The 15,112-nt window shown below is 52.3% G+C and carries 12 protein-coding genes; 8 read left to right on the forward strand and 4 right to left on the reverse strand.

The genetic code is table 11. The features are described from left to right. Nucleotides 1-94 precede the first annotated feature (94 nt). Complete coding sequence (locus tag MWU62_RS00705; RefSeq protein WP_247112955.1) at nt 95-1,696, forward strand: class I adenylate-forming enzyme family protein; 1,602 nt, start codon at nt 95-97, stop codon at nt 1,694-1,696. A gap of 6 nt (nt 1,697-1,702) precedes the next feature. On the opposite strand, the gene MWU62_RS00710 is transcribed toward MWU62_RS00705, so the two are convergent. Continuing rightward, on the reverse strand, nt 1,703-2,443 hold the full coding sequence (locus tag MWU62_RS00710; RefSeq protein ID WP_247112956.1) for an enoyl-CoA hydratase-related protein: 741 nt from the start codon (nt 2,441-2,443) through the stop codon (nt 1,703-1,705). A gap of 163 nt (nt 2,444-2,606) precedes the next feature. On the opposite strand from MWU62_RS00710, the gene dctP reads away from it, so the two are divergent. From dctP to MWU62_RS00725, 3 genes are all read left to right on the forward strand, one after another. Beyond that, the gene (gene dctP, locus MWU62_RS00715; protein WP_247112957.1) at nt 2,607-3,653 is read left to right on the forward strand and encodes a TRAP transporter substrate-binding protein DctP; all 1,047 of its coding nucleotides are present in this window, start codon (nt 2,607-2,609) and stop codon (nt 3,651-3,653) included. 91 nt (nt 3,654-3,744) lie between these two features. Continuing rightward, nucleotides 3,745-4,290: a TRAP transporter small permease subunit gene (locus MWU62_RS00720; protein ID WP_200363081.1), complete on the forward strand. Its 546-nt coding sequence runs from the start codon at nt 3,745-3,747 to the stop codon at nt 4,288-4,290. After that, a complete protein-coding gene (locus tag MWU62_RS00725) occupies nt 4,287-5,597 on the forward strand; it encodes a TRAP transporter large permease subunit (RefSeq protein WP_247112958.1) in 1,311 nt (436 codons plus the stop codon). The genes MWU62_RS00720 and MWU62_RS00725 overlap by 4 nt, the downstream gene beginning before the upstream one ends. Before the next feature lie 4 nt (nt 5,598-5,601). On the opposite strand, the gene MWU62_RS00730 is transcribed toward MWU62_RS00725, so the two are convergent. Together MWU62_RS00730 and MWU62_RS00735 are read right to left on the reverse strand one after the other, a co-directional pair. Continuing rightward, nucleotides 5,602-6,567 (reverse strand): bile acid:sodium symporter, encoded by a 966-nt coding sequence (locus MWU62_RS00730; RefSeq protein WP_247112959.1) that lies wholly within the window; start codon nt 6,565-6,567, stop codon nt 5,602-5,604. A gap of 28 nt (nt 6,568-6,595) precedes the next feature. Then, the gene (locus MWU62_RS00735) at nt 6,596-6,985 is read right to left on the reverse strand and encodes a DUF6858 family protein (protein ID WP_247112960.1); all 390 of its coding nucleotides are present in this window, start codon (nt 6,983-6,985) and stop codon (nt 6,596-6,598) included. Between the two features lie 233 nt (nt 6,986-7,218). Between MWU62_RS00735 and MWU62_RS00740 the strand changes: the two genes are divergently transcribed. Then, nucleotides 7,219-8,403 carry a CynX/NimT family MFS transporter gene (locus MWU62_RS00740; protein ID WP_247112961.1) on the forward strand — a complete coding sequence of 395 codons (1,185 nt, stop codon included), beginning with the start codon at nt 7,219-7,221 and terminating at the stop codon, nt 8,401-8,403. A 15-nt stretch (nt 8,404-8,418) separates the two neighbouring features. On the opposite strand, the gene MWU62_RS00745 is transcribed toward MWU62_RS00740, so the two are convergent. Further along, nucleotides 8,419-8,652 carry a hypothetical protein gene (locus MWU62_RS00745; RefSeq protein WP_247112962.1) on the reverse strand — a complete coding sequence of 78 codons (234 nt, stop codon included), beginning with the start codon at nt 8,650-8,652 and terminating at the stop codon, nt 8,419-8,421. Nucleotides 8,653-8,784: 132 nt separating this feature from the next. Here MWU62_RS00745 and MWU62_RS00750 point away from each other — a divergent pair, with 132 nt between their 5' ends. The 3 genes from MWU62_RS00750 to MWU62_RS00760 are packed head-to-tail and all read left to right on the forward strand — an operon-like array spanning nt 8,785 to nt 15,098. Continuing rightward, nucleotides 8,785-12,021 carry a CHASE domain-containing protein gene (locus MWU62_RS00750; protein ID WP_247112963.1) on the forward strand — a complete coding sequence of 1,079 codons (3,237 nt, stop codon included), beginning with the start codon at nt 8,785-8,787 and terminating at the stop codon, nt 12,019-12,021. 4 nt (nt 12,022-12,025) lie between these two features. Beyond that, complete coding sequence (locus MWU62_RS00755; RefSeq protein ID WP_247112964.1) at nt 12,026-12,937, forward strand: diguanylate cyclase; 912 nt, start codon at nt 12,026-12,028, stop codon at nt 12,935-12,937. Continuing rightward, entirely contained in the window at nt 12,888-15,098 is a 2,211-nt protein-coding gene (locus tag MWU62_RS00760) for an EAL domain-containing protein (RefSeq protein ID WP_247112965.1), read from the forward strand. Before MWU62_RS00755 ends, MWU62_RS00760 begins: the two co-directional genes overlap by 50 nt. Nucleotides 15,099-15,112: the final 14 nt, after the last annotated feature.

Below are 15,112 nucleotides of genomic sequence, written 5' to 3' on the forward strand. Positions count from 1 at the left end.
CTCGCATTAATTTGTCATGCCTTCCGCTTTTGAGTCAATATAATCGGAAGTAAATTTCACTAGTCAAAACACCATAGCAGCATAAGGCACAAAAATGAAAAGTAACCTGAGAAAAATGCCGGTGTATGCCCCCATAACCGACAATGAGCCCATGGAGGCCATTGGCCACCGGATACAATCGTTCACATCCACCCGTGCCAACCATCCAGCATTGATCACTGAGCAAGGCACTGTGGGTTGGCGGGCGTTTCTGGAGAGGACAAACCAGATTGCAAACCGACTGAGAGAGGCAGGTCTGCAGACCGGCGATTCTGTTGCTGCGTTATCGGAGAACAGTGCGGACTATATTGCCTTGTATCTTGGCGTGCTCACGGCAGGCGGCTGTATGGTTCCGCTATCAGGCATGGCCAGCGCCGAATCACTGGGATTGATGCTGTCAGATTGCAGCGCGCAATTCCTATTCGTATCGCAAACAAATCGGGATCTGCTTCATGGCGTCCCACCCGAGCTAAAGGCGTTGTCAGCCGATCGCATTATTGCTCTGGATGAAAATGGCGACGGTATTGGAGAGCCACTTACAAGCTGGCTTGGCAATACGTCAACCGAAGCCGCACCGGCGGATGTAACCATAAATGATGCCTTCAACATCATTTACAGCTCTGGCACCACCGGCACGCCAAAAGGCATACTTCATGACTACCGGTTCAGGCAAAGACAGATGGTACGCATGAGCCGCTTCGGGCTGGATGCCGATGCCGTTAATCTGGTCTCAACGCCGCTTTACTCCAACACCACACTTGTTTCGGTGTTACCCACACTATTCCATGGCGGCACTCTGGTGATTATGGCGAAGTTCGACGCTCGCCGGTTTCTGGAGCTGGCAGAAGCGCACCAGGTGACCCATGCGATGTTAGTGCCGGTGCAATACCAGAGAATTCTGGCTGACACCGAGTTCGATCGCTTTGATCTCTCCAGCTTCAAGTTAAAACTTTGCACCAGCGCACCCTTGAGGCCAGAGGTAATAGCCGATGCCATGGCCCGCTGGCCCGGTAATATACGAGAGCTTTACGGCCTTACTGAAGGCGGTATTTCCACCAGCCTTGACTGTGCAGCCTACCCGGACAAGTGGAATTCTGTAGGCGTTCCGACGGAGGGCGCGGAAGTGCGCGTAATCAACGAAGAGGGCCACGAATTGCCAAAAGGCGAAATCGGAGAGCTCGTTGGTCGGGCTATTTCAATGATGCGAGGCTATGTGAACCGGCCAGAGCAGACCGAGGAAATCGTTTGGGAAAGCCCAGAGGGTGATGTGTTTTACCGCAGCGGAGACATGGGGCGAATCGATAAAGATGGCTTCATTCATATACTCGATCGCCGTAAAGACATGATTATTTCCGGCGGATTCAACATTTACGCCGTGGATCTTGAAAAGGCGCTGCTGGCTCACCCTGCGGTGGATGATGCAGCGGTTATCGGTGTTCCCAGCGATCAGTGGGGTGAAACACCGTTAGGGCTGGTTGTACTCAAGCCCGGACTCAAAGATTCCGGGCCAGAAATACTCGAATGGGCCAACGAAAAACTGGGCAGGAGCCAGCGCATCTCTGCGATCGAATTCCGAACAGAGCTGCCCCGCTCCACCATCGGAAAAATTCTCAAACGGGAGCTGCGTGAGCCCTACTGGCAGGATACTGCACGCTAATTCCGCTCAGCGCCGGGCCAACTTGTCGAGTGCGGCCCGGCAGTCTTCGGAGCGCAGCCGCTGAGTAAACACCGCTCTCTCCCGCTCCAGAGCTTGCTCTACCTGCTCTCGCCAAGGCGCCCGGAGCAGTCGCTTGCTGGCCCGCAGTGCCTCACGCGGCTTGCTTGCTAAGCTTCTGGCAATTCTCAAGGCTTCAGACACGGCCTGCCCATCACTCACAAGGCGGCTTGCCAGCCCACAGTCTCTTGCATCGCTGCCGCTGATCACCTCACCCAACAATAAAAGATCGGTGGCTTTGCGCCCTCCCAGGTGCAAAGGCATGGTCACTGTCGAGCCAGCCTCGGGCACAAGTCCGAGATCCACAAAGGCTGTTTTGAATTTTGCGCTTTCTGCCGCCACGACAACATCCACATGCAATAACAACGTGGTTCCAATCCCGACTGCCAGACCTTCAACGGCAACTATGACCGGCGTATCACAATTCATCAGCGCCTCAATAAACGCTAGCCCGGCAGACGGCTTAGGGTTCTCGTCCGTAGCGCGAGCTCGAAAGTCATCCAAATCGTTTCCGGCAGTAAACACACCGCCAGCGCCAGAGATAACAATGGCAATTACTGTCTCGTCCTCATTTGCAAGACTCACCGCATTACTGAGCTGCTGATACATATCTCGCGTAAGGGCATTTTTCTTCTCAGTTCGATTAATGACTAGCTGGAGCACACCCTGAGACTGCTGACTATCGATCATTGAACTATCCTTTTAAAAAGATTCTGCTGTATACGCCTAAAACATCCTATTGCAAAAGCCAGCTCTTGTGATAGATTCACTAAACAATAGTTCACCCTGCAGTCGCCAGTTCTGCACAGTGAAACAACAACAAATATCATTACAACAACGAACGAGGCACGTCATGAATCTCTTCGCCAATGCACGCAAAACTCTGACCGTTTACGCGTCAGCCCTTACCCTAGGGGTTTCCGCCGCTCTGGCCGCTGCACCTGCAGCCGCACAGGAAACCTACACATGGAAAGTACAGTCCCACTGGCCGGGTGCCAGCAGCTCCTACACAGACAGTCTGGTAAGACTGCAACGTGTTCTGGACGAGCGCACCGACGGACGTCTTAAACTCAAGCTTTATGAAGCGGGCGCGCTTTTCAAGGCTCAGGAAACATTCAATGCCGTAAGTCGCGGCATTCTCGAAATGGGTACAATCTCTCCGGGCTACGCTCAGGATAAGATTTCACTCGCTGGCATTGCTTCCGGCTTACCTTTTGCGTTCCGTAATGTCTGGGAAGCCACTTATTTTCATCAGGGCATGGGCTTTGAGCAGATGCTTCGTGACGAAGCTGCGGAACACGGTGTTTACTGGGCGACCGACAAGGTGTACCCCACCGAGATGGTGATTAAAAAGCCAATCAATAGTTGGGAAGATTTTACCCGCCTGAAAATCCGCTCCTCTGGCGCTCTGCAAAAATTCTTGACCGAAGCGGGTGCTGCCGCATCTTACATTCCGGGTAGCGAGCTATACTCGGCTCTGGACTCTGGCATTGTTGACGGCGCCCATTGGGGTGCTGCTCAGGGCGCTGCCAGCATGGCTCTGTATGAAGTGGCCAAGTACCACGTGCAACCCGCCCTGAACATTGCAGGCACAGACGTCATCATTGTCAGCATGAAGGCACTAAAAAAGTTGCCGGAAGACATGCAGCAAATCGTCAAAGATGCTCTTGATGAGCAATTTTGGGTTCGTACCAACGAATACCTTTACAAAGAGCGCATAACTTTGGCTAAGGTCATCGCTGAACAGGGCGTGCAGGTAAACGTTATGCCCGATGAGGTTCAGGACAAGCTGGTTAAGGCAGCACAGGCAATGTGGAACGAGGAAGGCGAGCGCAGCGCAAATGCCAAGAAGGCGCTGACTATGCTTAAAGATTACCTGAAGGAACTCGGCTACCTCTAAGCTGAGAGATTAGCTAATTGATAAAGGCTGGCGCCTTTGGCGCCCGGCCTTTTCATCCCCGAAGCAACCCAACATCCTTCCGGAGAATGCCATGAGTGTGCTGACCGCATTCATAAGCGGGGTTACCCGTCTTAATGATTTTGTCGGACGCTGGATCGCCTTGCTCGTTTTCGCCATGTTCGCGTTCCTGCTACTGGAGGTAGGATTCCGTTACCTGCTGAACGCGCCCACGGTCTGGACCAACGAACTTACCCAGATGCTGTTTGGCGTTTATGCAGTCATGTCCGGAGGCTACATCATGGCTCACCGGGGGCATGTCAATGTCGATCTTCTGCACTCACAACTGCCCCCCCGCAAACGGGCAGCCATGGACATCTTCACTTCGCTGATATTTTTTATTTTCACCCTAGCCTTGCTGTGGTTCGGCATCGATATGGCGAACGAGTCCATATCAAGTTGGGAATCCTCTTACTCCGCCTGGAATCCCCCAATCTGGCCAGTAAAGCTAGCCATTCCTGTCGGTACAGGGCTTTTGGTACTTCAGGGCTTGGCCAAACTACTTGAAGACATCGCCATTGCCTTCAATCTGGACTATTACCGCCCCGATCAGAACACTACCGAAGGAGAGCAGTCGTGAGTATTGAAATCCTGACCCTGCTGTTTTTCGGCTCGTTGCTGTTCTTCCTGATACTGGGCTTACCGCTGGCGTTTGTTCTCGGCGGTGTTTCGGTGATCTTTCTATATTTCACTTGGGGATTTGATTCCTTCTATATGGTGGCCTCGCAGATCTGGGGCACCATGGGCAGTTTTACACTGGTTGCCATACCGCTATTTGTCTTCATGGCCATGGTGCTGGAACGAACCGGTGTTGCGCGAGACCTGTACCGGATGATGCATTTGTGGTTCGGCGGCCTTCGTGGCGGTCTGGCCATAGGAACTTTGGTTATTTGTGCAGTATTTGCGGCAATGGTCGGCATCAGCGGCGCAGCAGTGGTCGCCATGGGCACCATCGCACTGCCCTCCATGCTGGAGCGCGGCTATGACCGCAAGATGGCGTTGGGGGTCATCAACACAGGCGGCGGCTGGGGCATTCTGATACCACCCAGCATATTGATGATTCTCTACGCCCTGATTACCGGTGTGTCCGTAGGCCAAATGTTTGCTGCCGGTATCATGCCTGGCGTTCTGCTGATGGTTATGACCGTTATTTACATCCTTGTACGCTCTACCCTTCAGCCGCATCTGGCGCCTGCACTGCCGCCGGAGGAACGTGGTACCTGGCCTGAAAAATTGCGGGCATTGAGAGCCGTTCTACTGCCCATTGGCGTTGTGTTCATGGTGCTGGGCTCCATCATTGGCGGCATAACTACGCCGACTGAAGCTGCTGCCATGGGTGTTCTTGGCTCGCTAATTTCAGCTGCCGTGTATCGCCAGCTCAAGTGGAGCATTTTGCACGAAGCGGCTATCCGCACGTTCAAGCTCACGGGTATGATCATGTGGATTCTGTTTGCCGCCCACGCTTTCAGCGCGGCGTATCAGAGCATGGGTGCGCAGGAACTCATCGAAGGCATGATGCAGTATATCCCCGGAGGCCCCTGGGGCATCATTATTGCGATGATGGTGATCATATTCTTCCTGGCCATGGTGCTTGACCCGGTTGGCATCATGCTGATCACTTTGCCGGTATTCATGCCAATCGTGAAATCCCTTGGCTTCGACCCAATCTGGTTCGGCATTCTTTTCGTGATCAACATGGAAATTGGCTACAAGACACCACCGTTCGGCTTCAACCTCTTCTATTTGAAGGGCGTGGTACCACCGAACATCACCATGAAAGACATCTATACCTCTGTGATTCCGTTTGTAATCATCGAGATCATCGCCATAGGTATCATTATGGTGTTCCCCGAAATCGCCACCTGGCTACCGGGAGTATTCTTCTGAGCCATCACTCAGGTGCACCAAAAAGGCGGTCAGTGAATTTCACATACCAAGCTGCCGCCTGCACCTGAACAATGTATGCCAGTGCAATCAACAATGCGGCATCCGCACCCTCCTCGCCAAATACACCCATGGCAATAGCAAGAGCTATGGATAGGTTCCGCATGACCGTGCCGTACACCAGCGCAATCGAATCACCCCGTGGGAACAGCGCCTTTCCAACGAGAGTACTGATAACGAAGTTCAGCGCGTAAATAAGTATCAGAGGTACCAGGTACGCCAGCAGCGATTCAGGATTATTCAGAATGTCCTGCGACTTCAGCGCCATGGACACAAACACTACTCCGAGAACTCCAAGCGTTGAAAACGGCGGGAATTTTGGTTTGATATTTTTCTGAAAACTGTCCTGGCCGTGTTTTGAGATAAGCATACGCTGAGTTGCATAACCCAATACCAGCGGCAGAAAAACAATTAACGCGATCTGCACAAATACCTGCGAAACCGGAATTTCAATGACCGCTCCTAATAAACCCTTAAGGTAAAGCGGCGCAAGCAAGGACCCTGCAATCAGACCCACCACAGTCATCCTCACCGCTGCAGGTACGTTGCCTTTGGCGAAGCCTGTCCAGGATATGGTCATGCCGGAGGTTGGAAGCAACGACGTTAAGAGAAGCGCCAGCCTGGCGAAGGGCTCATCCGGGAAGAAGAGCAAGCCTGCGCCATATCCTATGGCAGGAACCAGAACAAAGTTGAGCAACTGGGTTACCCACATCAGTTTGCCGCCCCCGGGTTGCAACAACTGGCGTAGGTTCATGGTGACCATCATGGGGTAAACCATTAAAAAGGTCAGCGGAAGTATGGCCATGCGCAACGGATCCGGATCTGTGATTTGCCCTGCAATAAAGCCAGCAATCATGGCAAGCGGAATACTCCAAACCAGATGCTTCTGCATCCAGAACAATAGTGGCCACATACGCCTTCCTCCCACCAATCTCAGGTTATTAACTATTACGGAGTGCTAGTACCCAGGCACGCATGGCTTCGTTGGCGGGTGCCTGCGGGGCATCCATAAAACTCACAACAAAGCGATCACCCATATCAGCAATGCCAATTGAACGGGGCCTAACCGCAAGTACATAGGGGTTCGGAAGCTTGCGCCCGAAGCAGAACACCACATTTATCGCGGCCTGAATATCAGGAGCGACATCTCCTCCAATTTCCCTGCTATGAGACAGGTGGTCAAAGGTAGTGATATAAGACACCTTAGGCGTCTCTTCTATGCAGGTTTTAAAGTAGTCCGCGATGTGCTCCGCAGACGTGTATTGCGTTTCAGACTTCTTAACATCTAAAACAGTAATGGGATACTTTTCCTGAAAATTCAGCTGTTTCATATCTACCTCAAAAATCTGCCAGCGGAATGCGAATTCAATACGCATTGCCAGAGGACCATGGCCTGATATGCCGCCAAGGTCTCCAAGCTCTATCAACAAGGCTAAATGAGCCTTACAAAAAGCACAGTGACAAAGTCACCAAGCTGACAGCGGTGGATGCCATTGTGGCCTTCCTCAGCTACCATGGCATCTCCAAATTCAGACGAGCCTTAAATCGGCTGGAGCCAACCCCCGTGAGTAACCGCATCCCTACCCGGCAAACCCAGAGCACCATAATGATGTTCGCAGGAATGATGCTGGTCGCCCTTAACTTGCGCCCGGCACTGACCAGCGTTGGGCCGATTTTGAAGACGATTGGCGATCAGTTGCCATTGTCGTCTGTCGGCCAGGGCGTGCTCACAACCCTCCCTGTATTGCTGCTGGGCCTAGCCGCACCCATTGCGCCCCGTGCAGCACGTAAGCTAGGAATGGAGCGCTCGGTGTTACTGTTTCTCATTATTCTGGGGCTGGCCATAGTTGCACGCCCCTATTTTGGGGTGAGCGGTTTGTTTCTGGGCACCGCGGTGGCCGGTGGCTGCATTGGTATTATGAGTGTTCTGCTCCCGGGGATCGTGAAGCGGGATTTTCCCGAATCCGCTAGCCTGATGACCGGTATATACACCGCCATGCTGTGCGCCGGTGCCGCTGTCGCCGCTGGCTCTACCGAGCCACTGCGCATGATGTTTGATGGCAACTGGCAGCCAGCTCTGTCCATTTGGGCAATACCTGCCATCGTTGCGGTATGTGTCTGGTGGTTACAACTCGGCGGCAAGTACGTGCCCACCGAGTTACCCGCCGCTCAAAAATCGCTTTTCAAGGACAAGTTGGCCTGGCAAATAGCACTCTTCATGGGTCTGCAGTCCTCCCTCGCTTATACGGTATTCGGCTGGCTACCAACAATACTGCAAGATCGGGGCATAGAACCGGTTCAGGCAGGGCTGGCTCTATCGATTTCCATTATGGTGCAAGTACCCGCAGCCATTGCCGCGCCCTGGATTGCCAGCAAAATGCGTGATCAGCGCTTTATGATTGTGCTGGTTATGCTTGCGACGACACTTGGCCTTGGCGGCAGTATTTACGCACCCATTGAGAGCGCTTGGCTATGGGTTGCGGTGCTGGGGCTGGGCCAGGGCGGCTCCTTCAGCATTGCCCTTACCCTCCTAGCTATCAGAGCACGAGATGCCCAAACTGCCGCGCGGCTTTCAGGAATGGCCCAGAGTCTGGGCTACACAATGGCTGCGATAGGCCCCTTGTTGATGGGGATATTGCACGAACAATTCGACAGCTGGAATGTTGCCGGTAGCGTGCTTGGCCTGATTGCCCTGGGTGCACTCATTGCCGGGCTGGGTGCCGGTCGACAGCGTTACGTGCTCGACTAAAAAATAGCGGAGCGATTACCTGCCATCACCTCGAACGCCCAGTCGGTCGAGGTACACATGCAGTTCAGCTTCGCTCATATCCACATATTCCAATACCCTTCCATATAGCATCACTGTGGGCACATTACGCCCGTTCCGCTCTTTTTGGGTCTCATGGATCAGGTACAGAATCAGCCGCTCGGTACGCGTGAGACCATCACGCACATCCGGGATGACTTCCAGAACCTCCTGCCACTCTTCAGGGCTCATAAGCTTCCTTTTATTACACGCCGATACAGACTCACGCCCAGCTCCCCTAACTGTTTGTCTTACTGGTACTTTCCAGAACCCTCAGCTAACCTGAGTCTTGGTACTGAAACTCACCATTTAATAGATCAGTATATGGGAAAGACCCGGGGCGCCGTAGCTCAAATAACCAAACTTCACTGGATAGTCATCTGCCTTTCCTTTCTGCTCACCGTGGTAGCCTGGCAGATCTCTTCACGGATTGCCGACGCCAGAGCCGGGGACCAGTTTGAGCAAAGGGTTGAGCAACTCAATGAACTGTTAATGGACAGGATGCAAAAATACGAGTTTGCTTTGATATCCGGGGTAGGCGCCATCCACGCAAACAACAATGTTCTGTCGCTCACCCAATGGCGAAAATTTGCAGAAGTTCTTGCCGTTCAAGACCGATTACCAGGCGTTCGCGGCATTGGTGTGATCAAAAGGGTGCCAGAAAGTGACCTTAAAGCCTTTCTTTCTGAAGAACGAAAAGAGCGCCCGGGCTTTCGTATTCACCCGCCTCACACAGGCTCGGATTTTTGGCCCATCACCTATCTGGAGCCTCTCGCCGGAAACGAGGCCGCCATTGGTCTTGATATGGCACACGAATCAAACCGTTTCACTGCAGCTCAGAAAGCAATGCGCACAGGCCAAACCCAAATTACCGGCCCTATAGCACTGGTTCAGGACGATGAGAAGAAGCCCGGTTTTCTATTTTTCCATCCCTTCTATCGTAATCAGGAAGCGCAACATCAAGATAGCAAGGAGGCTGACTTCCTTGGTCTGGTGTACGCGCCTTTTCTTGTTTCACGGCTAATGGAAGGCACTCTGGCAAATACAAACCGGCTGCTGCACTTTCAGATCAGTGATGGCGATCACCAGCTTTACAGCGAGTTCAATGAAACAGCGGAGAATAACTACGATACCTCACCCATGTTCCAGACCTCCTACTCTCTCGATATCTATGGACGGGAATGGCAGTTTGAGGTTCAGACAACACAACTTTTCGAAAAATATAACGTCAGCAGGCAGCCAGCAGCCATTCTGGTGGGTGGTCTAATCATCAACGGGCTCATACTGGCGGCCTTTCTCTTGCTTTCCAACGCCAAACGGCGGGCCGAACAAGAGGTTATTGAGAAGACGGCTGAGTTGAATATGCAAAAGCTGGAAGCTGAGTCTGCTGTGAAGGTAAAAACAGCATTTTTGGCCAACATGAGCCACGAAATACGTACCCCAATGAACGCTATTATCGGCATGTTGGTGCTTTTGAAAGAGGCCCGCCTCAACGACTACTCCCGCCGATTGGTCAGCAAAGCGTTTTTGGCCTCTGAGGTATTGTTGCAGCTTTTGAATGACATTCTGGACCTGTCCAGAATTGAAGCAGACCATATCGAACTGGATTATCAGCCGTTTGAAATAGAAACCCTGGTTCAACGCAGCGTTGAGTTGTTCGCCATCACTGCCGAAGACAAAGGGCTGAAACTGCGGGTGAACATTGCACCGTCCACGCCCAAATGTGTTACCGGCGATCTCCTGCGAATCTCTCAGATATGTACCAATCTGGTCGGGAACGCCATCAAGTTCACTCAGGAAGGCAGCGTGAGTGTGAGCATCGGATTTAGCAGCATTGACGAGACTCACGGGGTTCTCAAAATCACCGTAAAAGATACCGGTATTGGAATCAAAGAAGTGGATCAGCAGCGGGTTTTCGAGAACTTTCGTCAGGCCGATGAGTCCACCAGCCGCGTATTCGGCGGCTCAGGACTTGGCTTGGCAATCAGCAACCATCTCGCCAAGCTTATGGGGGCCACGCTTTCCCTGGAAAGCTCTGAAAATCAGGGGTCAAAATTTACCCTTAAAATCCCTGTTGTTATGGCCGAGGATGTGAAAAACATTGGCACACGCCACACGACAAGCCCGATCCAGGTTTATCACTACGGCATGAATCACAACCTTTCCCTACTGGAAACCTACCGCGAACACTGGTCTTTACAGCTGACGAAAGCCGCAACTCTTAATGAGATCAAATCTGTATTAGCAGAGAGTCCTGCCGAAGGAAGCATCAAACCCGCTATGGTGATTGTCGATATGGAGGACGTAGAAACAGAGACTGCCAAAGAGTTTGTGCAGGATCTATTGGCAGCACCGGCGCAATATCAAATGAAGGAGCTTCTGGTGGTCGCGCCAGCTGGATTCAAAAATAGCTGGATGATCGAGTTTCAGGAAGCAGGCGGGCGCGCCGCCTACGAGCCTTTAACCCCTTCCAAGCTTTTCGAGCACCTGGCGCCAAAGCAGTTGGAAGAACATACCCTTACGTCGTCACCACGCCCCTTGTTCCAAAACCTCAGGGTATTAATTGTTGATGATGTGCAGCTCAACTGCGAGATCGTCGAAAGCTACCTGAACTCTTTTGGTGTGCAGTCTGAATCTGTCAACAACGGAGCCGATGCCATACAACACCTGGTAAGCAGCTCCTTTGATCTTGTTCTGATGGACCTGCATCTGGACGGAGAAACCGGGCAGGATATTACCCGCCAGATTCGAGGCCACAAAGATATCAAACAACCGATCATAGCGGCTCTTTCCGCGTCAATATCCGAACATGATCGCAGCAGTGCACAAAGCTCGGGCATGAACGACTACCTAACCAAGCCGGTTCTTCCCGGCGACATCCAAAGGTTGCTGCAAGCCTTTTTCAAAGGGCATGCAGCCAGCAACCAACTGTCACCTCCGGCTGACGCAACAAACCCGCCGAATCAAACTTCCGAAGTTGAGTTGCCCGATTTTATATCCCATTCTACGTACCAAACCATGTTCGAAGCCACTCCCGGCCTGTTCAATCGGTGCCTACGCAGCTTTCTGGCCAGCTCCACAGAGATGATCACTGCCCTGGAGCACTGCGTGAAGCAAAACGATCCGGCAGCAACCAAGGCCATTGCTCACAAGGTAAAAGGGGCTGCTGCCAATATCGCCGATACAGAGCTGGCGAGGGTTGCTGATAAGGTTGAAAAGGCCGCCGAATCAGGCCACTCAGTACCCGGCCCAGAAGTACTTCTTGCAACTCTGGTGGAGCATGTTCAGCAGCTTTATGAAATAACCAGCACTGCAGAATCCCCGACGTTGGCCGATAACAAGATGAGCGACCCGGTGAACCAGATCATTGAGCGGATGATGCAGCGACTGAGTGGCAACCGTATTGCCAGTGACAGTGATATTGATCAGGTGCTGGAATTTCTGCGAGAGAATGGCGAAACGGCCTTAGCGTCCCGCCTGTGCCGGGCACTTGAAACCTACAAGTTTAGCGAGGCCACCGATTTGCTGTTGAAAATCAAATCTGACTCCCGGGGCGATTAGCCTGATGAGTATAAACAGAGTACCCACGGTGCTGATCGTAGAGGATGAACCCGTAGGCATTGCCAGCCTCGTTGGCATTCTGGGCGATAGCTGCGAACTGATCATCAGCCAGAGCCTGACTGAGGCACACGAACTCTTATCTGATGAAATCGACATCATACTCCTCGATTTGTACCTACCTGACGGTTCCGGGCTGGATTTTTTGACCGAGCTCAGGGCTTCCGAACAGTATGCCTATGTGCCTGTTATTTGCATTTCCGCATCTGACAGCCCTCAGGATATTGAGGAAGCTTTTCGGCATGGCGCAACAGACTATGTGCTGAAGCCATTCAACAAAACAATACTAAGCGCCAAAGTGTCGACGTTTATAGACCTTAAACGCAAAACCGACATGTTGGCCGAAGCAGCACTTATTGACCCATTAACCGGGATTGGCAACAGGCGCTTGTTCAAGCAGCACCTTGATCTGGAGTGGCGACGAGCCTGGCGCCAGAACAACAGCCTTGGGCTTGTGCTGGTTGATCTGGACCATTTTAAGCAGATCAATGATCAGCATGGTCACGCCCAAGGCGATTTGTGCCTGCAAAAGCTTGCAGGCACCATGAATACCAGCTTCGCACGGGCTGGCGAGGTAGTTGCGCGCCTTGGAGGTGACGAGTTTGTCGCACTTATACCTGGGGCCGATATACAAAGCACTGTGTTAGCGGCAAACAACCTGATCGAGTCCATTCGGGCAGAATGTGAGGACTGCCCAAAACGTGCTAAAAACTGCACCCCTTTCACCATATCCGTAGGTTGCTCGGCCATTCAGCCGTCATCTTTTTCAAATGCCACCGAATTGGTCGAAGCCGCAGACAGGAGTCTTTATGAGGCCAAGGAAGATGGAGGGCGCAACTGTGTCAGACCCTTACTTTAAGTTAAACGCGCCAGATGGATCAGAAATGTTCAGGCTAAGCGACAATCCCAAGATCCTGATCGTTGACGATGAGCCAACCAACATACGCGTGCTTACAGATGCCCTCAGCCAGGATTATGATCTGGTGGTCGCGTCCAGCGCTGCGGAAGCCATGGGCATTCTTGAGCAAGGCGATAAACCCCACCTGATTCTGCTGGACATAATGATGCCTGGCACAGATGGGCTTCAAATGTGTCGCGACCTGAAAGCCAGACGCGATTTGCAGCATATACCGGTTATATTCATCACAGCCCTGAGCGACTCGAGATCAGAAGAGAAGGGATACAAAGCTGGAGCTGTTGACTATATTCACAAGCCGATCCGCTTACCTGCCGTGAGGGCCCGGGTGCGCACGCACATTTCCCTCAGTGGCATGCTTGATCACATCACGGCCCTCAACAAAGAACTAAAAGAACAGTTTGAAAAGCTCGACAACTCCGGACAGCCTGACAACAACCTCTTCGAAAGAGTTTTCATGGCAACCTCGGAAGGCATTATCCTTCTGGACGCTACCGGCACCATCATCGCCGTGAACTCTGCGTTTAACCGCATTACGGGGTATTCGGAAGAAGACGTGCTCAATAAAAGCTACGCGAGTCTAAGTAAAGATATTGATACGCAACTGAGCCTGGATAGAATCCGCAAGTATCTGACGGAGCACGACCACTGGTCTGGTGAGCTTCATAGCCGTCGCAAGTCCGGAGAGCTCTACCCGGAGCTTCGAACCATCAACACAATTCGCTCAACCAACAACGAGGTTACGCACTACGCTGTCGTATTTAATGACATATCCAGCGTAAAGGAGACAGAGCAGCGACTGGAAGAACTGAAGTGGCGGGATCCGGTTACGGGCCTGTCAAACCGCGCCTTATTCCTGAATCAACTCGGTACCGTTCTGAAGTTCTGTACTCGCGGCAGTGTTTCTACCGCGGTCCTCGTCGTAGATATCAATAACTTTCGCTATATCAACGAAACCTTCGGTTTTAAATGTGGCGATCTGGTGATCAGAGAGTTCGCCAAACGCCTACGTAGCGCTTTGTTCACAGACGACTCCATAGCCAGACTATCTGGCGACGAGTTCGGTATTGTTCTGGCCCCTAAGCAATGGTCCATTGATGATGCGTATCGGGTTGTATTGGGCCTGTACGATCGCATACAGAACAGCCTGACCGAGCCAATTCATAATGGCGACAACCCTACCCTCCACCTTGAGGTTACCGTTGGTGCTGCCCTATACCCGACTGAGAGCTCAAACTCACCATCTTCTGCACTCCAACACGCCGAAACCGCTCACCGCAATGCCAAAGCAGCCAGCCGGCCAATCGCTATTTTTGAAGATTCGATGAGCGACCAAATTCGCCATCAGTTACAGGTTGAGTCAGAACTGAACCGCGCTCTCGAGCAAGGCGAATTGGTGCTGTTCGCGCAACCCCAACTCTCGCCTGACAGGGCTCTTTACGGCCTTGAAATCCTGATCCGTTGGGATCACCCCGAACGTGGTCTTCTCGGCCCGGCCGCTTTTATACCGCATGCGGAGAACTCCCGGCAAATCATCAAAATTGAACGTTGGGTTTTACGCAAAAGCCTTGAAAAGATGCGCGAACTGCACCGCACAAACCCCGGTTTACGATGTGCAGTGAATATCTCGGCAAAACATTTCGCAGCGGATGACTTTGTGGAGACAGTAAAATGCGCAGTAACTGGCTCAGGCTTCCCACCGAATTTACTCATACTTGAACTGACAGAAAGTGTATCTGCAGATGATCTGGACAAAGTTGTAGAGAAGATGGACGCCATCCGCAGCTTGGGCTGCACCTTCTCATTGGATGACTTTGGCACGGGCTACTCGTCACTATCTCGCTTACAGCGACTGCCTATTTCCGAGATTAAGATCGACCGAAGCTTTGTGCTATCAGCGCCGGAGGAGCCTATGAACGCCAACATCGTTGAGATGGTTGTGCGAATTAGCGAAACCATGGGTGCCCGGGTTGTGGCTGAGGGCGTGGAAACCCAAGCCCATGCGGACTTTCTGGCCTCCCGACACCCGCAAGTGTACCTGCAGGGGTACTTCTTCGGCACACCACAGCCAATCGACACGTTTATTAATCCCCCCGCTCACTAGAGGCGCCTGATGGC

This window comes from Marinobacter sp. S6332 (assembly GCF_023016045.1).
Taxonomy (GTDB): domain Bacteria; phylum Pseudomonadota; class Gammaproteobacteria; order Pseudomonadales; family Oleiphilaceae; genus Marinobacter.

Bases quoted from the DNA above. Each gene is read 5' to 3' on its own strand.
- MWU62_RS00750 (WP_247112963.1), top strand. From the start codon at position 8,785: ATGGGAAAGACCCGGGGCGCCGTAGCTCAAATAACCAAACTTCACTGG.
- MWU62_RS00745 (WP_247112962.1), bottom strand. From the start codon at position 8,652: ATGAGCCCTGAAGAGTGGCAGGAGGTTCTGGAAGTCATCCCGGATGTG.
- MWU62_RS00755 (WP_247112964.1), top strand. From the start codon at position 12,026: ATGAGTATAAACAGAGTACCCACGGTGCTGATCGTAGAGGATGAACCC.
- MWU62_RS00710 (WP_247112956.1), bottom strand. From the start codon at position 2,443: ATGATCGATAGTCAGCAGTCTCAGGGTGTGCTCCAGCTAGTCATTAAT.
- dctP (WP_247112957.1), top strand. From the start codon at position 2,607: ATGAATCTCTTCGCCAATGCACGCAAAACTCTGACCGTTTACGCGTCA.
- MWU62_RS00730 (WP_247112959.1), bottom strand. From the start codon at position 6,567: ATGTGGCCACTATTGTTCTGGATGCAGAAGCATCTGGTTTGGAGTATT.
- MWU62_RS00720 (WP_200363081.1), top strand. From the start codon at position 3,745: ATGAGTGTGCTGACCGCATTCATAAGCGGGGTTACCCGTCTTAATGAT.
- MWU62_RS00760 (WP_247112965.1), top strand. From the start codon at position 12,888: ATGAGGCCAAGGAAGATGGAGGGCGCAACTGTGTCAGACCCTTACTTT.
- MWU62_RS00735 (WP_247112960.1), bottom strand. From the start codon at position 6,985: ATGAAACAGCTGAATTTTCAGGAAAAGTATCCCATTACTGTTTTAGAT.
- MWU62_RS00705 (WP_247112955.1), top strand. From the start codon at position 95: ATGAAAAGTAACCTGAGAAAAATGCCGGTGTATGCCCCCATAACCGAC.